Annotated in this window: 23 protein-coding genes and 1 pseudogene; 18 read left to right on the forward strand and 6 right to left on the reverse strand. The window is 67.6% G+C overall.

Features of this window, described 5'->3' with window-relative positions:
• Positions 1-441: 441 nt before the first annotated feature.
• From ACFYPS_RS35435 to ACFYPS_RS35445, 3 genes are all read left to right on the forward strand, one after another.
• Entirely contained in the window at positions 442-549 is a 108-nt protein-coding gene (locus tag ACFYPS_RS35435; RefSeq protein WP_354964532.1) for a winged helix-turn-helix domain-containing protein, read from the forward strand.
• A 119-nt stretch (positions 550-668) separates the two neighbouring features.
• Positions 669-1,319: a helix-turn-helix domain-containing protein gene (locus ACFYPS_RS35440; RefSeq protein WP_387330701.1), complete on the forward strand. Its 651-nt coding sequence runs from the start codon at positions 669-671 to the stop codon at positions 1,317-1,319.
• The gene (locus tag ACFYPS_RS35445) at positions 1,216-1,695 is read left to right on the forward strand and encodes an integrase core domain-containing protein (protein WP_387330650.1); all 480 of its coding nucleotides are present in this window, start codon (positions 1,216-1,218) and stop codon (positions 1,693-1,695) included. Before ACFYPS_RS35440 ends, ACFYPS_RS35445 begins: the two co-directional genes overlap by 104 nt.
• Before the next feature lies 1 nt (position 1,696).
• On the opposite strand, the gene ACFYPS_RS35450 is transcribed toward ACFYPS_RS35445, so the two are convergent.
• Both ACFYPS_RS35450 and ACFYPS_RS35455 read right to left on the reverse strand, forming a co-directional pair.
• Entirely contained in the window at positions 1,697-2,209 is a 513-nt protein-coding gene (locus ACFYPS_RS35450) for a hypothetical protein (RefSeq protein ID WP_387330710.1), read from the reverse strand.
• Positions 2,210-3,404 (reverse strand): annotated as a pseudogene (locus ACFYPS_RS35455) (IS701 family transposase); the annotation flags it as partial.
• A 23-nt stretch (positions 3,405-3,427) separates the two neighbouring features.
• On the opposite strand from ACFYPS_RS35455, the gene ACFYPS_RS35460 reads away from it, so the two are divergent.
• Positions 3,428-4,141 (forward strand): IS6 family transposase, encoded by a 714-nt coding sequence (locus ACFYPS_RS35460; RefSeq protein ID WP_387330704.1) that lies wholly within the window; start codon positions 3,428-3,430, stop codon positions 4,139-4,141.
• 112 nt (positions 4,142-4,253) lie between these two features.
• The gene (locus ACFYPS_RS35465) at positions 4,254-5,138 is read left to right on the forward strand and encodes an ABC transporter substrate-binding protein (protein WP_387330653.1); all 885 of its coding nucleotides are present in this window, start codon (positions 4,254-4,256) and stop codon (positions 5,136-5,138) included.
• 103 nt (positions 5,139-5,241) lie between these two features.
• On the opposite strand, the gene ACFYPS_RS35470 is transcribed toward ACFYPS_RS35465, so the two are convergent.
• Positions 5,242-6,315 (reverse strand): integrase core domain-containing protein, encoded by a 1,074-nt coding sequence (locus tag ACFYPS_RS35470; RefSeq protein ID WP_387330656.1) that lies wholly within the window; start codon positions 6,313-6,315, stop codon positions 5,242-5,244.
• A gap of 203 nt (positions 6,316-6,518) precedes the next feature.
• On the opposite strand from ACFYPS_RS35470, the gene ACFYPS_RS35475 reads away from it, so the two are divergent.
• The 11 genes from ACFYPS_RS35475 to ACFYPS_RS35525 all read left to right on the forward strand — a co-directional run bounded on the left by ACFYPS_RS35475 (position 6,519) and on the right by ACFYPS_RS35525 (position 15,176).
• Complete coding sequence (locus ACFYPS_RS35475) at positions 6,519-7,343, forward strand: IclR family transcriptional regulator (RefSeq protein ID WP_387330659.1); 825 nt, start codon at positions 6,519-6,521, stop codon at positions 7,341-7,343.
• A gap of 128 nt (positions 7,344-7,471) precedes the next feature.
• The gene (locus tag ACFYPS_RS35480; protein ID WP_387330662.1) at positions 7,472-8,185 is read left to right on the forward strand and encodes a transporter substrate-binding domain-containing protein; all 714 of its coding nucleotides are present in this window, start codon (positions 7,472-7,474) and stop codon (positions 8,183-8,185) included.
• A gap of 43 nt (positions 8,186-8,228) precedes the next feature.
• Positions 8,229-8,960, forward strand: a complete 732-nt coding sequence (locus ACFYPS_RS35485) for an amino acid ABC transporter permease (RefSeq protein WP_387330665.1) — start codon at positions 8,229-8,231, stop codon at positions 8,958-8,960.
• The gene (locus ACFYPS_RS35490; protein ID WP_387330668.1) at positions 8,957-9,607 is read left to right on the forward strand and encodes an amino acid ABC transporter permease; all 651 of its coding nucleotides are present in this window, start codon (positions 8,957-8,959) and stop codon (positions 9,605-9,607) included. The genes ACFYPS_RS35485 and ACFYPS_RS35490 overlap by 4 nt, the downstream gene beginning before the upstream one ends.
• Positions 9,604-10,368, forward strand: a complete 765-nt coding sequence (locus tag ACFYPS_RS35495; RefSeq protein ID WP_387330671.1) for an amino acid ABC transporter ATP-binding protein — start codon at positions 9,604-9,606, stop codon at positions 10,366-10,368. The genes ACFYPS_RS35490 and ACFYPS_RS35495 overlap by 4 nt, the downstream gene beginning before the upstream one ends.
• Before the next feature lie 41 nt (positions 10,369-10,409).
• Positions 10,410-10,877, forward strand: coding sequence for a RidA family protein (locus ACFYPS_RS35500; protein WP_387330674.1), 468 nt, complete (start codon positions 10,410-10,412; stop codon positions 10,875-10,877).
• Between the two features lie 80 nt (positions 10,878-10,957).
• Positions 10,958-12,127 (forward strand): alanine racemase, encoded by a 1,170-nt coding sequence (locus ACFYPS_RS35505; protein ID WP_387330676.1) that lies wholly within the window; start codon positions 10,958-10,960, stop codon positions 12,125-12,127.
• A 31-nt stretch (positions 12,128-12,158) separates the two neighbouring features.
• The gene (locus tag ACFYPS_RS35510; RefSeq protein ID WP_387330679.1) at positions 12,159-12,830 is read left to right on the forward strand and encodes a bifunctional 4-hydroxy-2-oxoglutarate aldolase/2-dehydro-3-deoxy-phosphogluconate aldolase; all 672 of its coding nucleotides are present in this window, start codon (positions 12,159-12,161) and stop codon (positions 12,828-12,830) included.
• Positions 12,823-13,788, forward strand: coding sequence for a sugar kinase (locus ACFYPS_RS35515; protein ID WP_387330681.1), 966 nt, complete (start codon positions 12,823-12,825; stop codon positions 13,786-13,788). Before ACFYPS_RS35510 ends, ACFYPS_RS35515 begins: the two co-directional genes overlap by 8 nt.
• A gap of 272 nt (positions 13,789-14,060) precedes the next feature.
• Positions 14,061-14,783, forward strand: coding sequence for a helix-turn-helix domain-containing protein (locus ACFYPS_RS35520; protein WP_387330707.1), 723 nt, complete (start codon positions 14,061-14,063; stop codon positions 14,781-14,783).
• 135 nt (positions 14,784-14,918) lie between these two features.
• Positions 14,919-15,176, forward strand: coding sequence for a DDE-type integrase/transposase/recombinase (locus tag ACFYPS_RS35525; RefSeq protein ID WP_387330683.1), 258 nt, complete (start codon positions 14,919-14,921; stop codon positions 15,174-15,176).
• A gap of 198 nt (positions 15,177-15,374) precedes the next feature.
• On the opposite strand, the gene ACFYPS_RS35530 is transcribed toward ACFYPS_RS35525, so the two are convergent.
• Positions 15,375-16,925 (reverse strand): DHA2 family efflux MFS transporter permease subunit, encoded by a 1,551-nt coding sequence (locus ACFYPS_RS35530; RefSeq protein ID WP_387330686.1) that lies wholly within the window; start codon positions 16,923-16,925, stop codon positions 15,375-15,377.
• A gap of 87 nt (positions 16,926-17,012) precedes the next feature.
• Here ACFYPS_RS35530 and ACFYPS_RS35535 point away from each other — a divergent pair, with 87 nt between their 5' ends.
• Positions 17,013-17,627 carry a TetR/AcrR family transcriptional regulator gene (locus tag ACFYPS_RS35535; protein ID WP_387330689.1) on the forward strand — a complete coding sequence of 205 codons (615 nt, stop codon included), beginning with the start codon at positions 17,013-17,015 and terminating at the stop codon, positions 17,625-17,627.
• A gap of 211 nt (positions 17,628-17,838) precedes the next feature.
• On the opposite strand, the gene ACFYPS_RS35540 is transcribed toward ACFYPS_RS35535, so the two are convergent.
• Entirely contained in the window at positions 17,839-18,717 is an 879-nt protein-coding gene (locus ACFYPS_RS35540; RefSeq protein ID WP_387330692.1) for an IS5 family transposase, read from the reverse strand.
• Positions 18,718-18,775: 58 nt separating this feature from the next.
• The gene (locus ACFYPS_RS35545; protein ID WP_387330695.1) at positions 18,776-19,090 is read right to left on the reverse strand and encodes a hypothetical protein; all 315 of its coding nucleotides are present in this window, start codon (positions 19,088-19,090) and stop codon (positions 18,776-18,778) included.
• A 104-nt stretch (positions 19,091-19,194) separates the two neighbouring features.
• On the opposite strand from ACFYPS_RS35545, the gene ACFYPS_RS35550 reads away from it, so the two are divergent.
• On the forward strand, positions 19,195-19,949 hold a 755-nt coding region (locus ACFYPS_RS35550), incomplete at its 3' end, for a helix-turn-helix domain-containing protein (protein WP_387330698.1).

Consider the following 19,949-nt stretch of genomic DNA (forward strand, 5'->3'; position numbering starts at 1 on the left):
ACACAACCGTCCATGATCGACGGTGGCTGCCCTCGTTCCCACACCGCACCGAGCCACAGCTCAGCCAAGGTCAACAACCCCGGCTGGAGTACTAGACGTCCCGGTGAGAACCCGACGTCTGACGGCTGCGGTCACGCGGCAAGCCCGATCATGACGAGCACCCGCCCTTCACGGGCGATGTGGCGGCGGGGCCACATCGCCGCCACGAAACGATGACGCGGCGTTAGCGGCTCAGTAGGGGGTCCGAACTCGGCACCGTCCCGCCGGCACGGATCACTTCTGAGCTGCGGGTTTCGGAGAAGTCGGCACGGCAGGGCGGCGCGGATTTACGGCCGGAGGGCTGGCGGCTCTAGCCTCGTCCGAGCCCGACGGCGCGGACTGTAGACCCACGGCTGAGCAGCGCGCAAATAGCTTGCCGGGTTGCTAGACGAAGGTCTGGTCGTGCCGGGGTGTGTTGACGCTCGGTGGACGTTGGCTCGGGTCGCGAGATTGATCGAGCGCCGGTTCGGCGTCGCCTACACGCTGCGCGGGGTGTCCTATTTGCTGTGACGGATGTCCGGCTTGTACCGTGCCGAAACTCGTCGCACAGGGTGTGAGCTGCTGTTTCGCGGCAGTGACGCAGGATGGCAGGGGTGTTGGTTCGGCTGCTGTACCTGAGTGCGGTGCGGATGTTCGGCTGGTTGCCGCAGGCCACGCGCGGCGAGTCCGCGCTGGTCGCCGAGTTGCTGGTGCTGCGCCACGAGGTGGCGGTGCTACGCCGTCAGGTCGGTCGGCCGCGCCTGTCCTGGCCGGAGCGGGCGGTGTTGTCCGCGCTGGTCCGGGCACTGCCACGGGAACTCTGCAGGCATCGGATCGTCACCCCAGCCACCCTGCTGGCCTGGCACCGCCGGCTGGTCCGCCGGCACTGGACCTACCCGAACCGGCCCGGACGACCACCGATCAGCGACGACCTCCGGGACCTGATCCTGCGCCTGGCCAGGGAGAATCCCGGCTGGGGGCACCGACGCATCCAAGGCGAACTCGCCGGACTCGGCCATCGCCTCGGCGCTGGCACCATCCGTCGCATCCTCGCCAGCTCGAAGCGCGGTCCCGCCCCACACGAGATCGACACCAATTGGAGGACGTTCCTGCGCGCGCAGGCGTCCGGCCTACTGGCGAGGCGACTACTTCCACATCGACACCGTCACGCTGCGGCGGCTGTATGTGCTGTTCGTCATGGAGCTCACGACCCGACGGGTGCACATCCTCGGCGTCACCGCCCACCCGACCGCCGCCTGGACTACCCATCAGGCCCGCAACCTGGTGCTGGACCTCGGTGACCGTATGACACTGTTCCGGTTCCTGATCCGCGACCGCGACGCCAAGTTCACCGCGTCGTTCGACACGGTGTTCGCCGCCGAAGGCATCGACGTGGTGAAGACTCCGCCACGCACCCCCAGGGCGAACGCGTACGCGGAACGCTTCGTGCGCAGTGTCCGGGCCGAGCGCACCGACCGGGTCCTGATCTCCAACGAACAGCACGCCCGTACCGTGTTACGCCACTATGAGGACCACTTCGACCGGCACCGGCCGCACCAGAGCCTGGATCAGCATCCACCCGACTACGACCCCGGCGTGGTCGTCGCGATCGACAAGCCGATCCGGCGACGCCGCGTCCTGGACGGCGTGATCAACCAGTATCACCGGGCAGCTTGAGCTACTCGCAAATTCGCAGCCCACAAGCCTTAAACAGAGTTTGGCACCGTACAGGCAGGTATCGGTAGACCGAGCGCAGCGACTTGCCGATCCTCTCGGCGAGCAGTTCAGGGTCCAGGTTCGGCTCCTTGCGCAGCCAGTAGGCCACTGCCTGCGCGGTTGCCTGGGGCACCTCCGAGTCCTCGTCGGCGTTCGCGTCGTCGCCGGCAGCGTCCTGATCGCCGTCGTCCGTCTCCTCGTCGGCGTCATCGCCAGTGGCGTCCTTGTCGTCCTCGCTCCCGTCTGCCGGGTCCGCGACGGCCGGTTCGCCCGGCGGCACGGCTTCAGGCGGGCCAGCGTCGCGGCTCTCGGCGATCTGCTGGCGGCCGCTCGGGGCCGGCTCAGGGTTCTCCTCTGGCTCTGGTTTCGGCTCCTGCCGGTCATCGCCTGGCGTGTCCGCCGCCGACGCGGTGGGCGCTTGCGGTGGGGAGGGGGCGGGCTCAGGTGACGGTGGTGCGTCGGCGAGGCGTTTCATGGCTCGTGCTGAGTGTCGGCGCCGGCGGATTGACCAGATCAGCGGGTCGGTGGCGGGTGGGTTCGATGATCAGGATGTTGAACAGGTGGCGTAGTTCGTTGACGGTCAGCGCGACCAGTTCGTTCGGGTCGTGGTGGGGTTGAGCGGTCGTCGCGGCGGCGAGGAACGCATGGGCGAGGATCGTCAGGGTGGTCCAGCGGTGCCAGGACGTCCAGCGGCGGTGTTGGTGCTGGTCCAGGCCGAGGCCGGTCTTCGCGGCTTGGAATGACTCTTCGATCTTCCAGCGGTGGCGGGCCACCGCGACGAGGGTGCGTAGCGGGACGGGTTCGACCGACCAGCAGCGGTAGAAGGCCAGCTCACCGTTTTTGCGGTTGCGGCGGATCAGCAGCCAGTGGTGCCCGCCGTGCAGGTCGGCGGCGTGCGGCAGGGCGGTGAACGACCAGTCGTAGTAGCGGTGTCCCTTCGCGCCTTGACCGGCGGACATCCGCTGCCAGGCGGTCGTAGGAAGACCGGCGGCCAGTACGTCGACGCGGTAGACGCCCAGGCCGGTGATCACCTGATGTGAACAGGCCACCGCCAGGACGTAGCCCAGTCGCAGCTGACGCAGTCGGGCGGCCAAGCGCGGATCGTTGCCGTACGCCTCGTCGCCGGCCGCCCACCGGCAGGGCAGCCCGCTGCTCACAGCCGTCTCGATCATCCGGGCCGCCAGTTGCGGCTTGGTAGCGAAGCGCACCTGTTCGGGGACACCGGCCTCGGCCCGGCGCTCAGGGTCGTCGCACCAGGATTTCGGCAGGTAGAGGGCCGCGTCGAGCATCGCGTGACCAGCCTCGGTGGCGTAGACGAGGTGCACGGCGAGCTGGCAGTTCTCGATCTTCCCGGCGGTACCCGAGTACTGCCGCTGGACACCGACGGTATGCCGGCCCTTCTTCAGATCCCCCGTCTCGTCGATGACCAGCACCGCCTCGGCCTCGCCGAGGTGCTCACCGACGAACTCGCGGACATCGTCACGGACCGCGGCGTCGTCCCACTTCACCCGGGTCAACAGGTCCTGCATCCCGTCCGGGCTCGCGTCTCCCGCATGCTCCGCGATCGTCCAGCAGTTCTTCGACGGCAGCGGCGCCAGCAGGCCCCGAACGCGCGGTGGCTTGAAGACATGTTCCAGGCGGGACTCTGTTGCGTTGGTCGTTAGCAAGATCGAGGCAGGCTTGACCGGTGAAGCTGTCGAACCGTCCCCGCCCCTGGCTACCACCGAAGTCCGCGTTCGCCGGGTTCCGGTTCCCGCCCGAGGTGATCGCCGTCGCGGTCCGGTGGTACCCGCGCTACAACCTGTCCTACCGAGACTTTGAAGAACTGCTGGTCGAACACGGCATCGAGATCGACCACGTCACCGTCTACCGGTGGGTGCAGCGATTCACGCCGCTGCTGGCCGACGCCGCCCGATTCAGCCGGCACTCACCAGGCGACAGGTGGTTCGTCGACGAGACCTACGTCGAGGTCAACGGTGTGCGGCGCTACGTCTACCGCGCGACAGACCAGTACGGGCAAGTCATCGACGTACTGGTCTCGACCCGCCGGGACGCCGACGCGGCCAGGCGGTTCTTCCAGCAGGCGCTGTCGGCGTTGAAGCTCAGACCGACTGACGTGGTCACCGACGCCGCCGCGGTCTACCCCGCCGTGCTGGACGAGCTCGTCCCGTCGGCGTGGCACCACGTCGAGCAGCACGCGAACAACCCGATCGAGGCTGATCACAGCCAGCTAAAACACCGGCTACGACCGATGCGCGGCCTACGAACCGATCCGACCGCGCAGGTGATCATCACCGGACATGCCTTCATCCAGAATCTCCGACGCGACCACTACGAACTCGGACTCGACGCCCCCTCTGCCAAGCGCATGGCGGCAGCGTTCACCGAACTCGCCCGGGCGATCTGACCTCCGACCAAACCGGGGTTCAACACGTCCGCCGATCAGACAACGCAACAGCGCCGTCACGGCACGGTTGAGTCAGCTCGCTCATCGCAGCGGGAACGGGCAGGATGGCCGTATGCGTCTGGTGTCATTGCTGCCGTCCGCGACGGAGATCGTCTACGCCCTCGGCCTGGGTGACGACCTGGTTGGGGTGACGTTCGAGTGTGACGTGCCGCCCGCCGCACGGGGCGACAAGACCGTCGTGGTCGGCGGCCGGGACACCCGCGGCCTCACTCCGCACGAGATCGACGCCTACGTTAAGGCCCAGATGGCAGCAGGCAGCGACCTCTACACCCTGCACGGGGACGCGCTGGCCGGCCTGAAACCTGAGCTGATCCTCACGCAGGACCTCTGCCGAGTGTGCGCCCTGCCCTCAGGCCAGGTCTCGGACGCCTTGGACTACCTCGGCTGCCGCGCCGACGTACTGTCCCTGGACCCGCACACGCTCGACGAGGTCCTCGACACGATCCTTGCGGTAGGCGTCCGGGCCGGCGTACCCGAACGGTCCGAAGCGCTGGTAACCGGCCTGCGCGCCCGGCTCAAGGCCGTCGCGGCGGCGGTCGCCGGCCGGCCGCGGCCCCGCGTCGCGGTCGTGGAGTGGGTCGACCCGCCGTTCACCGCCGGGCACTGGGTGCCCGACCTGGTGCGAAGCGCCGGCGGCAACCCGGTTGCCGCCCGCCCCGGTGCCCGGTCGGTGCAGACAACCTGGCAGGAACTCAGTGACGCCGCTCCCGACGTCGTACTCGTCACGCCCTGTGGATTCCACCTCGACGGCGCGGCGCAGCAGGCCGAAACGGTCGCGCCGAGGTTTCCCGGGGCCGCGGTGTGGGCGATCGACGCGGACGGCCTCGTCGTACGCCCGGGTCCGCGGCTCGTCGACGGCGTCGAAGCGATCGCCGCGATCCTGCACCCCGACGCCGTGCCCGAACCGCCCGTGGGCACCGTCGCCCGGGTGGTATGACGCCGGATAACCCTCTACAGCCGGTGGTTCCCGCTGACGTCACGACCCTGTGCCGTGCCAATTCTTTGTGCAGGGCCTGTGAGCTGGCGTTTCCCGGCCATGGTCAGGCTGCTGCTGCTGCTCGGCTGTACTCGTTGATCAGGCCATGAAGGACTCGGCGTTTGCGTACCGGTCGGTCGAGCGGGATCACAACCTTCGGGTCGTGGCGGGGTGCGTGTTGGTCAAGGCTCTGATGTGGACGGTGGCCGTTGAAGGGTCGGGCATAGCCGTCGAGGATAGTGCGGGCGTGCTGTTCGTTGTAGGTCAAGATGTGGTCGGTGCACTCGCGGCGGACGGTGCCGATGAACCGCTCGGCATAGCAGTTCGCCCGAGGTGTCCGCGGCGGGATCCAAACTACGTCGATGCCCTCGGCGGAAAGCACGGCGTCGAACGAGCCGGTGAACTTGCAGTCGCGGTCTCGGATCAGGAACCGGAACAAGTTTGCCCGCTCACCGAGGTCGACGATCAGGTTCCGGGCCTGTTGCGTGGTCCATTCGCCCGTCGGGTTGGCGGTGACCCCGAGGATGTGGACCCTGCGGGTGACCACCTCCATCACGACCAGCACATAGATCCGCCGCAGCGCGATCGTGTCCAAGTGGAAGAAGTCGGTGGCCAGCAGCCCGTGCGCCTGGGTTCGGAGGAAACGTCGCCAGCTGGTGTCCACACCGCGCGGCGCCGGTCCTGTCCGGGTGCGGGCCAGGATCCGGCGGATCGTGCCGGCACCGACCCGATACCCGAGGCCGACGAGCTCGCCTTGGATGCGGCGGTGTCCCCAGCTCGGGTTCTCCCGAGCCAGCCGCAGGACCAGATCCCGGACCTCGGCACTGATCGGCGGCCGACCTGGCCGGTTCGGGTAGGTCCACCGGCTTTGGACCAGACGGCGGTGCCACGCCAGCAGCGTGGCCGGCGTAACGAGGCGATGCTGGCGTAGCCTGCCGGGGAGGAGCCGCGCCAGCGCGGACAGCACCGCCCGGTCCGGCCAGGACGGTCGAGGCCGGCCGACCTGCCGGCGCAGGACCGCGACCTCCTGCCGCAGGACCAGCAGCTCCGCGGTCTTGGCTGCGTCGCTGCGCGACAGCCGCGCAAGCCAGCCAAAAACCTGAACCATAATCAGATACAGCAGCCGGAACAGCTTCATCCAAGCATGCGTCCGATGGGCGAAACCTCAGCTCACAACCCGTGCGACGAGTTATGGCACGGCACACCCCGGCACGGGTTCAACACGTCCGCCGATCCGATAACGCAACGGCGCCGTATCGCCTGACCCTTGACATAGATACTCCGGGGCTCGTAGCGTCGCTGCATACCAGAACATCGTTTTGCAATGCAGAATCGAATGAGATGACCTCGACGCCTCGCAACAACTCGTCCTCGCTTCGGCGAGCTCTCGCGATCCTCGACGCCCTGGCCGCACAGGACGGACGGGCCGGATGGACGTTGACTGAGCTGGCGTTGCGTGTGGGCGCTTCCAAGAGCACGATCCTGCGGCTGATGGCACCTCTGCTCGAAGCGAGCCTGGTGCAGCAGAGGGGCGACGGCAGCTACGCGATCGGTGTGGGCGCGGTGACGTTGGGCAGCGCCTACCTGAACAAGCTCGACCTGCGAACGGTCGCCCAGCCGGTTCTTGCGCGCCTTGCCGCAGCGTCCGGGGAGACCGTCCACCTCATGGTCTACAACGAGGCGCAGGTCGTCTACGTCGACAAGATCGCCGGATCCTCGCCCATCCAGATGGCCTCACGGGTGGGCGACCGGGCCGCTGTCCACTGCACTGCATCGGGCAAGGCGATTCTGGCCCATCTCCCCGTCGAGGAGTTCGAGCGCGTCGTGGCAGCAGGCCTGCCGGCGCACACCAGGCACACGCTGGTCACCGCAGAGCAGCTCGCGGAGGACCTGCGCCTCGTACGTGCACGAGGCTTCAGTCTCGACGACATCGAAAACGAAGACGGAATCCGCTGTATCGCCGCGCCTGTGTTCGACCACAACGGTGCGGTCGTGGCGGCGGTGAGTGTCTCCGGGCCGGCAGAGCGTGTGGGAGCGAACCTCGACGAGCTCGCTGCCTTGATCGTCTCCGGAGCGAGTCAGATTTCGGAGCAGCTCGGGGCCCACCTGAGCAGCTCTAGTGACCATTCCGAACCCATCCCCCATCTAGCAAAGGATCCATCATGAGACTGGGCAAGAAGTACATTGCCTCAGCGGTCGCAGGCCTTCTGGCGACAGCCGCACTGGCCGGCTGCACCCCTAGTCCAGCAGGAGAAAACAACGATGGTTCGTCCGGATCCGCAGCCAACTCCTCGTTGAAGTCGGTCCTGCAGAACGGCACTGTCCGGGTCGCCGACTGTCTCTCCTTCGCCCCATTCGGCTTCAAGAACGAGAAGGGTGAGCCCGACGGCTACGACGTGGACATCGCGAAGAAGCTCGCCGAGGATCTCGGCGTGAAGCTCGAGGTGGTCGACACGACATCGGCCAACCGCATTCCCAACCTCAAGACCAGCAAGGTCGACGTGGTCTTCTGCAACTTCACGCGGAACGGCGAGCGTGCTCGGGAGATCGACTTCACCGACCCGTACGTCGTCGCCAGCCAGGCGCTGCTCGTCCACAAGAACAGCGGCATCTCCTCCGCCCAGGACCTTCCTGGCAAGACCGTCGCCACCGTTAAGGGTTCGACCAACGCTGATGTGCTGAAGGACCTCGGCATCAACGTGAAGACCAACGAGTACGACACGTCGCAGGCGGCCATCCTGGCGGTCAAGCAGCGCCAGGCCGACACCATGATCGAGGACTCGAACTTCCTGGCCTACCAGGCAAAGCTGAACCCGACTCTGGAGGTCACCAAGGACGCCCTCGTGCCGCTGGAATACAACGCGTTCGGCGTCAAGCAGGGTGACCAGGTGTGGCTCAACTACCTGAACCAGTTCCTCTTCCGCCTGAACGCCTCGGGCGAGAACAAGCGCCTCTACAACAAGTGGTTCGGAATCGACCCGAGGTACCCGCTGACCCCCCAGTACTGAGCCGCAACCCGGGCAGACGCTAGTCATAGGAGAGGAGAATTCGGTGCTCTATCAGTGGCGTTCGGTACTGGAGTACCTGCCGGACTTCCTACGAGCAATGGGATTGACGCTGTGGATCACCCTCCTCGCGTTCGCGCTGGCGCTGGTCTGCGGGCTGGGCGCTGCACTGGCGCGGAACTCGAAGAATGCTGTCCTGCGTCTGGGCGCAGGAGCGTACGTCGAGATCGTCCGTAACACGCCCGTGCTTCTTCAGATCTTCGTCGTCTTCTTCGCTCTACCGTCCTTCGGCCTGCGAATGGACGCGGTCACCGCGGGCACCGTGGCCATCGGCCTGAACGTCGGCGGATACCTGTGTGAGGTGTTTCGTGCAGGCATCTCATCGGTGGCGCGCGCGCAACGAGAAGCGGCTCAGGTCCTCGGCCTGTCTTCGCGTCAGGCGTTCATCTCCGTGATCGCGCCCCAGGCGTTGCGGAACGTTTACCCGGCGACGGTAAACAATTTGATCCAGGTGCTGCTGGGTACGTCGCTGCTCACCGCGATCGCGGTGCCCGAACTTACCGGAGTGGCAACCGTCATCAACGCGCGCACGCTCCTGTTCGTGCAGGTGTTCGCGATTGCGCTGGTGCTCTACCTCGTGCTCAGCAACGCCTTGTCGTTCGCCTCCGGTCTGCTGGGCCGGGTCCTGTTCAAGCCACCGCTCGAACAGGTCCGGCCCGGCCTGTGGCCGGTTCGTCGTGCCCGGACGATCACGACCACGGCGGAGGTGGCAGCATGAACCTGGAACTCATCTGGGACAACCTGCCTCAGCTCCTCAAGGCGTTCCTGGTGACGCTGGAGCTCTCGGCGGTGTCCATTGCCGGAAGCACGGCGATCGGCCTCGTGGTGGGCGCACTGCGGACCTCGCGGGTTCCGGTAGTGTCCCAGCTCGCGAGGGCGTACGTGGAGATCTTCCGGGGGTCTCCGCTGCCGATCACCCTGCTGTTCGTGTACTTCGGCGCTGCACTCTACTTGGGGTACAGCGTGGAACTCTTCGTCGCGTCGGCCGTCGGCCTGAGCATCTACCACGGTGCGTACGTGGCGGAGATCTTCCGGTCCGGAATCGAGGCCGTCCCGACCGGACAGCGGGAGGCAGCCCAGACTCTGGGGCTGTCGCCCATGCAGACGTTCAGGTACGTGGTCCTGCCTCAGACGCGCCGGATCGTGTTTCCGCCGCTCATCGGGCAGTACATCTCGCTCATCAAGGACACCTCCATCGCGTTCGTCATCGGCATGGTGGAACTCATGAAGGCCGGCCAGGCCATTGTCGACCGTACCGCCGAGCCCGTCCCTGTCTACCTCACCATCGCCGCCCTCTACTTCGTAATTTGCTACCCGCTGTCCCTGTGGGTGCGCAGAAACGAGAGAAAGATCGTGCCCGCATGACCGCCACAACCGCGAAAGAACAGTCCATCGCCAGCAGCATCCAGCTCCGCGCCGTCACCAAGGCGTTCGGCTCGGTCCAGGTGCTCAAGAACATCGACCTCGACGTCGCAAGCGGAGAAGTGGTCGTCCTGATCGGTGCATCCGGTTCGGGCAAGAGCACCGTGCTGCGCATCATGAGCGGGCTGGAGACGGCCGACTCCGGCGAAGTCGTCGTCGGAGACGTGCCCATGCACGACCCCAAACGCGCCCCAGAGATCCGCGGCCACGTGGGAATGGTCTTTCAGCAGTTCAACCTCTTCCCCCACCTCAACGCGCTCGGAAACGTGACCCTGGCCCTTCGAAAGTCGCTCAAGATGAGCAAGGCCGAAGCGCGCGAGGTCGGACTGCGGTGTCTCGAACGGGTCGGCATGCAGGATCGCTGTGCGAACTACCCGTCTCAGCTTTCCGGGGGTCAGCAGCAGCGCGTGGCCATCGCCCGAGCGTTGGCGGTCAACCCCCGCATCATGTTCTTCGACGAGGCGACGTCGGCACTGGACCCCGAGCTGGTCGGCGAGGTCACGTCGGTGATGCGCAGCCTCGCCGCCGACGGGATGACCATGGTCGTCGTCACGCACGAGATGGGCTTCGCACATCGGACCGCGGACCGTGTCGTGTTCATGGACGACGGCGTCATCGCCGAGCAAGGCTCGCCGGAACAGGTCCTGAAGGACCCCCAGCACCCTCGCACCCAGCAGTTCCTGGCCCGAGTACTCGAAGCATGAGTGGCCCGAAGCGGGTCACCCGATCTGAAGAGGTAACTGAAATGTCTACTGCCGACAACCTTGCAGCGCTCGGACTGGAACTCCCGCCGGTCCCTGTTCCGGTGGCGAACTACGTTCCGGCGCGGCGGGTCGGTGACCTGGTGTTCTCGTCCGGGCAGACGCCGACGCGTGACGGCACGTTGCTGCTGAAGGGCAAGCTGGGACGGGAACTGAACGTGGAGCAGGGGCAGGAGGCTGCTCGCCTGTCCATCCTGAACTGCCTGGCGGCCCTGCAGCAGGAACTCGGCGCGCTCGACGCTGTCGAGAGCGTCGTGAAGCTGACCGGGTTCGTTGCCTCCGCCGAGGGGTTCGAAGACCATCCCACGGTCATCAACGGTGCGTCCGTCCTGCTCGAGCAGGTCTTCGGCGAACGCGGCAAACACGCTCGTTCGGCGCTGGGTCTGGCCGAGCTGCCGTACGGCGCCCCGGTCGAGGTCGAGCTGATCGTCAGCGTGAAGCCGGGACACTGATGAGTACCGCAGCGGGGCATGACCCGTACTTCAAGTCCGCACCGGGTAGCGGTCACGAGCCCATCCCGGTGGGGACCCAGGTGCTGACCGACGGGACGGTCTTCTCCCCCGTCATGGTGCTCAAGGACTCGGCGGTCGCACACAATATCGCCGAGCTCCGGGCGTACTGCGAGACCGAACAGGTACTGCTGGCCCCGCACGGCAAGACGACCATGTCCCCGGAGCTGACCCACGCCCAGTTGGAGGCCGGGGCGTGGGCCATCACCGCGGCAACCCCCGCCCAGGTCAGGGCCTTCTGGGAGTTCGGTGTCCCCCGGGTCCTGTTGGCCAACGAGCTGGTGGACCGGGCCGGCATCGCGTGGATCGCGCAGCACCTGGCCGACGCCGGCGAACACGAGTTTCTGTGCTACGTCGATTCGGTCCAGGGCATCAGGATCATGGAGGAGGTGCTCGCGGGGCTCGACCTCGACCTGACTCTCGACGTCCTTGTCGAGATCTCGACCACCGGGGGCCGCACCGGCGTACGGACGCTCGCCGAGGCGATGCAGGTTGCCCGGGCAGCCTCGGAGTCGCCGTATCTGAACGTTCGCGGCGTCGCCGGCTACGAGGGTGCGCTCGTGTCGAGCCGCGAGGGCGACTCGGTACAGGTGATCGCGTCGTACTGCCGGCACGTTGCGGACATCGCGGCAGCGCTGGATGAGCAGCAGCTGTTCGACGGTCCCACGGTCATCCTCAGCGTCGGAGGAGGAGCCTACTTCGATATCGTCGTCGACGAGCTGAAGAAGGCCGTGCTGCCACGTTCCGAGCCCGTCGTTTTGATTCGCTCAGGGAGCTACGTCTCCCATGACGACGGCCTGTACGACCGCATCGCCGCCTTCGCCCAACCTGGCTCGGCACATTCGCTCAAGCCCGCCCTGGAGATCTGGGGCCGGGTCCTCTCCCGTCCCGAGGGTGGGCTCGCCTTCGCCGACTTCGGCCGCCGGGACGTCCCCTTCGACCAGGGTCTGCCGGTGGTGCTTCACGTCCGCAATCGGGACGGGCAGGGTCAACGTCCTGCCGAGGGCTTCATTGTGACGGCGCTGAACGACCAGCACGCTTACCTCTCAATCCCAGACGATGATCCGCTGAGCCCCGGTGACTGGATCGGATGCGGCATCTCGCACCCGTGCACCGCATTCGACAAGTGGCGCCATATTCCGTTGGTCGACGACGAGTATGTCGTCACCGGCTCGGTCACCACCTACTTCTGACTCTCCAAGCCGCAAGGAGCATCGCCCGCTAATGGTCACCACGCTCGGCGCACGACAAGTGCTGCCACGCGCGATCCCCGCGACACGGATCATCGCCGTGCTGCGCGCCCCCGTCAGCACCCACCTCGCCGAGGTCGCCGTCGCGCTGCGCGACGCGGGAGTCACCTGCATCGAGGTTACTCTGACCACCCCCGATGCACTCGCTTCGATCCAGGAGTTGCGAGCCACGCTCGGCGACTCAGCCGAAATCGGCGCCGGCAGTGTCCTGACCGTCGCCGACCTGGAGGCGGCCACCGCCATGGGCGCCACCTACACCCTCTCGCCCTGCCTCAACCTCGAGCTCCTCGCCCGGGCGCATGAGCTGGGTACGCCGCACATTCCCGGCGCCGCGACACCAACGGAGGTCGTGGCCGCATGGAGTGCCGGCGCTCCCGCGGTTAAAGTCTTCCCCGCAGCGCAGCTCGGGGGGCCCGCCTACCTACGTGCGCTACGAGACCCACTGCCCGACGTCCAGTTGATCCCGACCGGCGGAGTGACCGACGCCCAGATCGGCGACTACCTGGATGCAGGCGCGGTGGCGGTCGGCATCGGCTCACCGCTCACCCGAAATGCGCTGGCGGACGGGCCCGACGAGGCGTTCCATGCGCGCGTCACAGGGTTTCTGAACCGACTTCGGCGCTGGAAGCAGGCGACCGATGAGTGACTCGCTCATGGGCTATCCGGAGCTGGTCACCATGGGCGAGACGATGGCCCTGCTCACCCACCGCCACACGACCCCGCTGCGGCACGCCCGGTCGTTGGAGCTGAGCGTCGGAGGGTCGGAGTCGAACGTCGCGATCGCCGCCACACGTCTAGGTGTCGCGACAGCCTGGGCAGGCCGCGTCGGCGACGACGAGCTCGGTCGCATGGTGGTTCGCGAGCTCCGCGCCGAGGGAGTACGCGCGTTCGCTTCGGTGGACCCGTCCAAGCCGACCGCCATCATGCTCAAGTCACCCAGGACTAGCCAGTCAACCCACGTGACCTACTACCGCTCGGGTAGCGCCGGGTCCGCTCTAGGGCCCGATGACGTCAACGCGGACCTGCTTCGGAACGCGAGGGTTTTCCACACCAGTGCGATCACCCCCGCACTTAGCGCGACCGCCCTGGACGCGGTCCACAAGAGCATCGAGATCTGCCGTACATCCGACACGCTGGTATCGGTGGACCTCAACTTCCGCAGGGCGCTGTGGAGCGAGCGGGAAGCACGCGACGAATTCCGCTTTTTGGCCTCAAAAGCCGACATTGTCTTCGCCACGGAGGGGGAGGCACGGGTCGCCTGCGATGCACCGGATGCGACGTCGCTGGCCCGTGAGCTCGCGTCGCTGGGCGGCGGCAGCGCGGTGGTGAAGCGGGGCGAACTCGGTGCCGTGGCCTACGTCCAGGGGCAGGTGCACGTCGTCGAGGCCGTGCCAGTGATGGCCGTCGACTCGGTCGGCGCGGGCGACGCCTTCGCCGGGGGTTTCCTCGCGGCATTGATCCGTGGCCACGGCAGCAGCCAATCCCTTCGCTGGGCCGCCCTGATGGGCGCGTGGTCCGTCGCCACTGATGGTGACTGGCAAGGCCTGCCGACGCTGGACGAGCTCGAATCGCTGCAGAACTCATCCGACGACGTAACGCGGTAGTCGACCGGCGTTCCTTCGCTTCATGCGAGAGGCGACGTCCGCTGGGATACGCGTCGCCTGGTCCGCGGAGAGTCTGTCGGGTAGGCACGTCGGCCTGCTCACCCACCTGCCACCACCGGTCGACTCGGCCGCCCAGGCAGCAGGGCAGGCCGCCCGGTGGCAAGTCGAGCACCTGTACCGTGCCAAAACTCATCGCACCTGCTGTGAGCTGCTGTTCCGCGTCCCTGCACAGGATGGGGAGCGTGTTGGTTCGGTTGCTGTACTTGAGCGCAGTGCGCGTGTTTGGCTGGCTGCCGCAGGCCACGCGGAGCGAGTTCGCGATGGTCGCGGAACTGGTGGTGCTGCGCCACGAGGTTGCTGTACTGCGTCGCCAGATCGGCCGGCCGCGGCTGTCGTGGCCGGAACGCGCGGTGTTGTCCGCGCTGGTCCGGGCCCTGCCACGAGAACTGTGGAAGCACCGGATCGTCACCCCGGCGACTCTGTTGGCCTGGCATCGCCGACTGGTCGGCCGACGCTGGACCTATCCGAACCAGCAGGGACGGCCACGGATCAGCGACGAGATCTGTGACCTGGTGCTGCGCCTGGCCCGGGAGAACCCCGGCTGGGGGCACCGGCGCATCCAAGGCGAGCTCGTCGGCCTCGGCCACCGGGTCGGCGCCGGCACCATCCGCCGCATCCTCGCCGGATCGAGGGTCGGCCCCGCCGGTTGCGGCCGGCGGACCTTCGTCGAGCAGGTACCAGGTCTGACCCGGCGGTACGGCCGTCACACCGTCTTGGCGGCCAGCGACCTGGAGGCCGTCGCACTGGCATTGGGCGGTAGACCGGGCTCACGACTGGCGCACCGGTTGGCGGTCGCGGTGTCCCGGATGACGTTGATCCGGATGATCCGCCGGATGCCCGACGCGCCCCTGGTGACGCCAACGGTGCTGGGCGTGGATGACTTTCATCCTGGGTCGTGCCCGGGATGCGTGGCTCCCGCCGGGGCCGTCCTTTAACCCACCGAGCAGAGTCCGCGCGGATGCGACCGCCATTTGGCGCACTGATGAGGCAGAGCAGCAGGTCACGCGGCTCCAGGTGATTGGTGGGCGTCGTTTTAGGAAGGAAGTTGCCCCGCCCCGGTCTACCCCGCGTTGCTCGACGAACTGGTCCCCTCGGCCTGGCACCACGTCGAGCGGTACGCGAACAATCCGATCGAGGCGGATCACAGCCAGCTCAAACACCGGCTACGACCCATGCGTGGACTCCGGACCGACCAGACCGCACAAGTGATCATCGCCGGACACGCCTTCATGCAGAACTTACGACGCGGTCACTACGAACTTTCCGTCGATGTCCCGCCAGCGAAGAGGGTCGCTGCCGCGTTCACCGAGCTGGCCCACGGGATCTGACCGTGGACCCGAAACGGGCTCGCCATCTCCTTGACCCGCAACGCAACAGCGCCGTCGTCGCCGAGCCTCGCTCGGAGACAGAGGGCATGGACCGGGGTTCGGCGGGTGGGGAAGCTGGCGTGTTCATGCTTGGGTGGCCCGTGGGTGAGCCGTCGCGGCGGCTGGTCGGCCACCGCGACGGCGTGTCGTGTGTCTATGTCAGACGGTCGAGAGTTCCCTCGTCGCTTCAGGGTGGGCCGAAGGGGTGGGGGTGCTCGGGGCCGGCGCGGGGCGGCTGGGGAGCCAGATGAGGGCGGCGAGGACACCGGCTGCGGCGATCGCTGCGGCCACCATGGTGCCGGTGTTCATGGCGGCGGTGAATGCGTCGTTGGCGTCCGCGATCAGCCGGCCGGCCACGTCGGCAGGTAGGTGGCCGGCGGCCTGGTGTGCCTCGGCGAGGTCCTCGTTGGCGCCGGGGACTGTGGAGGTCCGCATGGTTTCGCGGTAGTTGGAGGCGACAATGGTGCCGATCACGGCGATGCCGAGTACGCCGCCGAGTTCTCGTACGACGCTGTTGATCGAGCTGGCGCCGGCCGAGCGCTGCTGGGGTACGGCGCTGATCGTGATCGTGCTGGCCGGTGCCATGATCATGCCCATGCCGGCGCCGATGAAGCCCATGATGGTGGCGAGCACCGGGTAGGGGGTGCCGACGGTGGCCTGCGAGAGCGCGACCAGGGCCAGCGCGACGGTGGCGAGGCCGGCCGCGACGGTGTAACGGGTGCCGAGTCGGGCGCTGATCGTCGCGCTGGCGGCTGAGGTCGCGGCCAATGTCAGGGCGAAGGGCATCGCGCCCAGGCCGGCCTTGAGTGGGCTGAAGCCGTGGACCATCTGCAGGTACTGGGTGAACACGAACAGCGCGCCGAACAGTGCGAAGAATGTGATGCCCAGGGAAGCGGCGGCCACGGCGAACCCGCGCCGGGCGAAGTCCCGTACGTCGATCATCGGTTCGCGGGTGCGCAGTTCCCAGCCGACGAACGCGGCCAGCAGCAGCAGGCCGGTGCCGGCCTCGGCGGCGGTGGTACCGGACAGCCAGCCGCGTTCGGGTGCCCGGGTGATGGCGTCCACGGCGAGCGCGAGCCCGGCGGCGGACAGTGCCGCGCCGACCAGGTCGAGGCGGCCGCCGCGGCGGCCGGGCAGGGCGGGGACGACGGCGAGCAGGCCGGTCAGCGCGAGCGCGATGAGGGGCAGGTTCACCCAGAACACGCTGCCCCAGGCGAAGTGGTCTAGCAGCAGTCCGCCGGTGACCGGTCCGAGTACCACGCCGACGCCGGCCGCTGCCGACCAGATCGCGATGGCCTTGGGTCGTTCCCGGGCGGGGAAGAGCTGGATGATCATCGCCAGGGTGGCGGGCATGACGAACGCGGCGCCCAGCCCCATCACGGCGCGGAAGCCGATCAGCGTTTCGGGGGTGTTGGACAGTGCCGCGGCGGCGGAACCGCCCGCGAAGATCAGCATGCCGGCGGCCATCGCCCGGCGGAAGCCGATCCGGGCGCCCACGCCGCCGACGATGATCAGCGTCGCGGCGAAGACCAGTGTGTACGCGTTGTTGATCCATTGCAGGTCGGCGGTGCCCGCGTGCAGCGCGCTGGCGAGGGTGGGCAGCGCGGTGTTGAGGATCGTGTTGTCCAGGGTCACCACCACCAGCGACAGGGCCAGGATGCCCAGTGCGGCCCAGCGGCGAGGGTGACCGGTCTCGGTGTTCGCGTTCATGGCTGCCACGTCCTTCATTGACCTTACGACCGTTAGCTTACCGGCGTTAGGCTAGCATCATCGACTAACAGGTGTAAAGTTACGGGCGTGAAGAATGCTGAGGAGGCCGCCGGCACCCGTCGCCGCAACCGTCGTGGCCAGGGCGCACTGCTGCGCGAGGACATCCTGCGCGCCGCGGCAGGGATGATCGAAGAGACCGGCTCCGATGAGTCCGTGACGCTGCGCTCTGTCGCCCGCGAGGTGGGCATCGCCGCGCCGTCGATCTACGCGCATTTCCCGGATCGGGAGGCGATCGTCGACGCGGTCATCGACGACGCCTTCGCCGAACTGAGCGCGGAGGTGAGCACCGCGGTCGCGGCGTACACCGACCCGGTCGACCGCCTGCTGGGCGGCTGCCAGGCGTACGCCCGCTTCGCCACCGACTGCCCCGGCCGCTACCGAATGCTGTTCGGCCGCAGTCCCAACCCCGAAGCGCCGCTGCGCGAGGTCAGGATGCGCGCCTTCCAGCCACTCGTCGACTCGGTCGCCGAGGCCGTCCAAGGCGGACGCTCCTCCAGCACCGACCCCTTCGGCGACGCCACTCTCATCTGGACCGGCCTACACGGCGCCGTCGCCCTCCGCACCGCGACGCCCATGTTCCCCTGGCCGCCCCTGGACACCGTGGTCGAGGAACTAGTCCGCCGCCTCGGCCGAATCAAATAAGCCAACCAATCCGACCGCGATGAAGGGCGACGGGTGGATGTAGCGGTGCGGTGGAAGGGGCCACGGCACCGTCCACCGCACCCGATGCGTTATTGACGCGTCTGTGTCGCGCGTCGGCGGCCAGCGGGCCGAGGATTCTGCTAGGAGTTGCCGACCGCGCCGACCCGCAGCGTGTACACCTCTCCGGCCTAAGGCGTGTTTCATAAGCAGGTCAGAGCCACTCGGTGATGATGGTGATGGTGAGGACGGCTTGGAAGCGGACGGCCAACTTGTCGTATCGGGTGGCGACGCCGCGGTGGCGTTTGAGACGCGCGATGCCGTTCTCGACGGCGTGGCGTAGCCGGTAGAAGTCTCGGTCGAAGGCGGGTGGGCGTCCGCCGCGGGAGCCTTTGGCTTTGCGGTGGGCGTCCTGGTCCTTCTTGCTCGGGATGCAGGCTTTGATACCGCGTGTCCGCAGGTAGCGGCGGTTGCCGCGGCTGGTGTAGGCCTTGTCGGCCAGGACCACATCGGGGCAGGTCCGGGGCCGGCCCACCCCGAGGCGGGTGACCCGGATGCGGCGCAGGACCGGGATGAACTGCGGACTGTCACCGCGGTGCCCCGCGGTCACGACCATCGACAGGACCTTCTGGCCCTGCTCACAGGCCAGGTGCGTTTTGGTGGTCAGTCCGCCACGGGAACGGCCCAGCGCCTGATCGGCCGGCTCGTCGTGCACCCCGCCGGGCGGTTCCTTCTGCAGGTGGCCGTCCTTGCGGGCGCCGGCGGCGTGCTGATGGGCGCGGCTGGTCATCGAGTCCACGCTCACCGTCCACCCGATCCGGCCCTGCGCATCACCGGCGGCCTGCAACGCCGACAGGATCTTGTCCCAGGTTCCGTCTCGCTGCCAGCGGCGGAACAGGCCGTAGACGGTGGGCCAGGGCGCGTACTCGGCGGGGACGTCACGCCACGGCGCGCCGATCCGGATCCGCCACCGGATCCCATCGATTAGCTGCCGTTTCTCCCACTTCGGCGGACGACCGTTACCCGACACGGCAGGCAGCAGCGGAGCGAGCCGCTGCCACTGCGCGTCCGTGAGGTCGTGCCGCCTCGTCACCGCTTAGTGCTCCAGTTCGTAAGTCCTTCGGGGGTTGACGGTCCCTGCTCGGATGCGGTTACCCAGTGATGGGACTGACAAGGACGTCGCAGACGAAGTCGAGGGCTTCTTCGGTGGTGCCGCTGAACCAGATCTGGCTTTCGTAGGTGTTGTTGCTGGCCTTGTAGATGGCGGTGCCCCATCGGTGGGCGGATCCGCCGTAGCGCAGCCGCATCAGCGGCAGCTGGTCGCCGTCGGTCAACTCGCCAGTGATGTAGGCGAACTGACCGTGGTAGCGCACGTGCACCGCGGCCAACTGCGGCCAGTTCGCCTTGGCGTGCGCCCGCAGCCGCTGCGCCAGGGAGGTCTTGGTGGAAGCAGGAATGACCGGCATAGGTCACATCCTGCCGCTGCGGCGTGTCCTATCGGCTCCCGGCGCGCTTCACCGGCATTGTCGGCCAGCCCTCAATCAAGGTCATCCTCGATGGAAGCTGGCCGGTGCCTGCCCCTCATGCACGCCCCATCACGCTGACCGCCGGCGAACGACGGCGGCTTACCGCCCTGGCCTACTCCCATACCGCCGGCTATCAGCAAGTCATCCGCGCGCGGATCGTGCACGACGCAGCTCGTGGGCACTGCAACGCCGCGATCGCCCGCTGTCACGGCGTCACCATCGACACCGTGCGCCGCTGGCGGGGCCGATTCGCTGACGAGGGCCTGGCCGGGCTGGCCGACCGGCCCCGCCCGGGACGGCCCGCCCGGTTCACGCCGGTGCAGGTGGCCGAGGTCAAAGCCCTGGCCTGCCAGCTACCGGCCGAAACGGGCACGCCGTTGTCGAAGTGGAGCTGTCCCGATCTGGCCGCTGAAGCCGTCGGCCGCGGCATCATGTCGGCGATCTCAGCATCGACCATCCGGCGGATCCTCGCCGGCGACACCATCAAACCCTGGCAGCACCAGTCCTGGATCTTCATCCGCGACCCGGACTTCGCCGCCAAAGCCGCTCGGGTCCTGGACCTCTACGCCCGCACCCATGACGGCGTCCCGCTCGGCTCGGATGAGTACGTCATCTCCAGCGATGAGAAGACCAGCATCCAGGCCCGCCGCCGCTGCCATCCCTGCCTGCCGCCGGGCACTGCCCGCAGCATGCGGGTCAACCACGAATACGAACGCGGCGGCGCCCTGGCCTACCTGGCCGCCTACGACGTCCACCAGGCCCGCGTCTTCTCCCACCGCTCGACCAAGACCGGGATCAC

The organism is Micromonospora sp. NPDC005087, assembly GCF_042872965.1.
Taxonomy (GTDB): domain Bacteria; phylum Actinomycetota; class Actinomycetes; order Mycobacteriales; family Micromonosporaceae; genus Micromonospora.

Bases quoted from the DNA above. Each gene is read 5' to 3' on its own strand.
- ACFYPS_RS35440 (WP_387330701.1), top strand. From the start codon at position 669: ATGTTCGGCTGGTTGCCGCAGGCCACGCGCGGCGAGTCCGCGCTGGTC.
- ACFYPS_RS35445 (WP_387330650.1), top strand. From the start codon at position 1,216: ATGGAGCTCACGACCCGACGGGTGCACATCCTCGGCGTCACCGCCCAC.
- ACFYPS_RS35450 (WP_387330710.1), bottom strand. From the start codon at position 2,209: ATGAAACGCCTCGCCGACGCACCACCGTCACCTGAGCCCGCCCCCTCC.
- ACFYPS_RS35465 (WP_387330653.1), top strand. From the start codon at position 4,254: ATGCGTCTGGTGTCATTGCTGCCGTCCGCGACGGAGATCGTCTACGCC.
- ACFYPS_RS35470 (WP_387330656.1), bottom strand. From the start codon at position 6,315: ATGAAGCTGTTCCGGCTGCTGTATCTGATTATGGTTCAGGTTTTTGGC.
- ACFYPS_RS35475 (WP_387330659.1), top strand. From the start codon at position 6,519: ATGACCTCGACGCCTCGCAACAACTCGTCCTCGCTTCGGCGAGCTCTC.
- ACFYPS_RS35490 (WP_387330668.1), top strand. From the start codon at position 8,957: ATGAACCTGGAACTCATCTGGGACAACCTGCCTCAGCTCCTCAAGGCG.
- ACFYPS_RS35495 (WP_387330671.1), top strand. From the start codon at position 9,604: ATGACCGCCACAACCGCGAAAGAACAGTCCATCGCCAGCAGCATCCAG.
- ACFYPS_RS35500 (WP_387330674.1), top strand. From the start codon at position 10,410: ATGTCTACTGCCGACAACCTTGCAGCGCTCGGACTGGAACTCCCGCCG.
- ACFYPS_RS35510 (WP_387330679.1), top strand. From the start codon at position 12,159: ATGGTCACCACGCTCGGCGCACGACAAGTGCTGCCACGCGCGATCCCC.
- ACFYPS_RS35515 (WP_387330681.1), top strand. From the start codon at position 12,823: ATGAGTGACTCGCTCATGGGCTATCCGGAGCTGGTCACCATGGGCGAG.
- ACFYPS_RS35530 (WP_387330686.1), bottom strand. From the start codon at position 16,925: ATGAACGCGAACACCGAGACCGGTCACCCTCGCCGCTGGGCCGCACTG.
- ACFYPS_RS35545 (WP_387330695.1), bottom strand. From the start codon at position 19,090: ATGCCGGTCATTCCTGCTTCCACCAAGACCTCCCTGGCGCAGCGGCTG.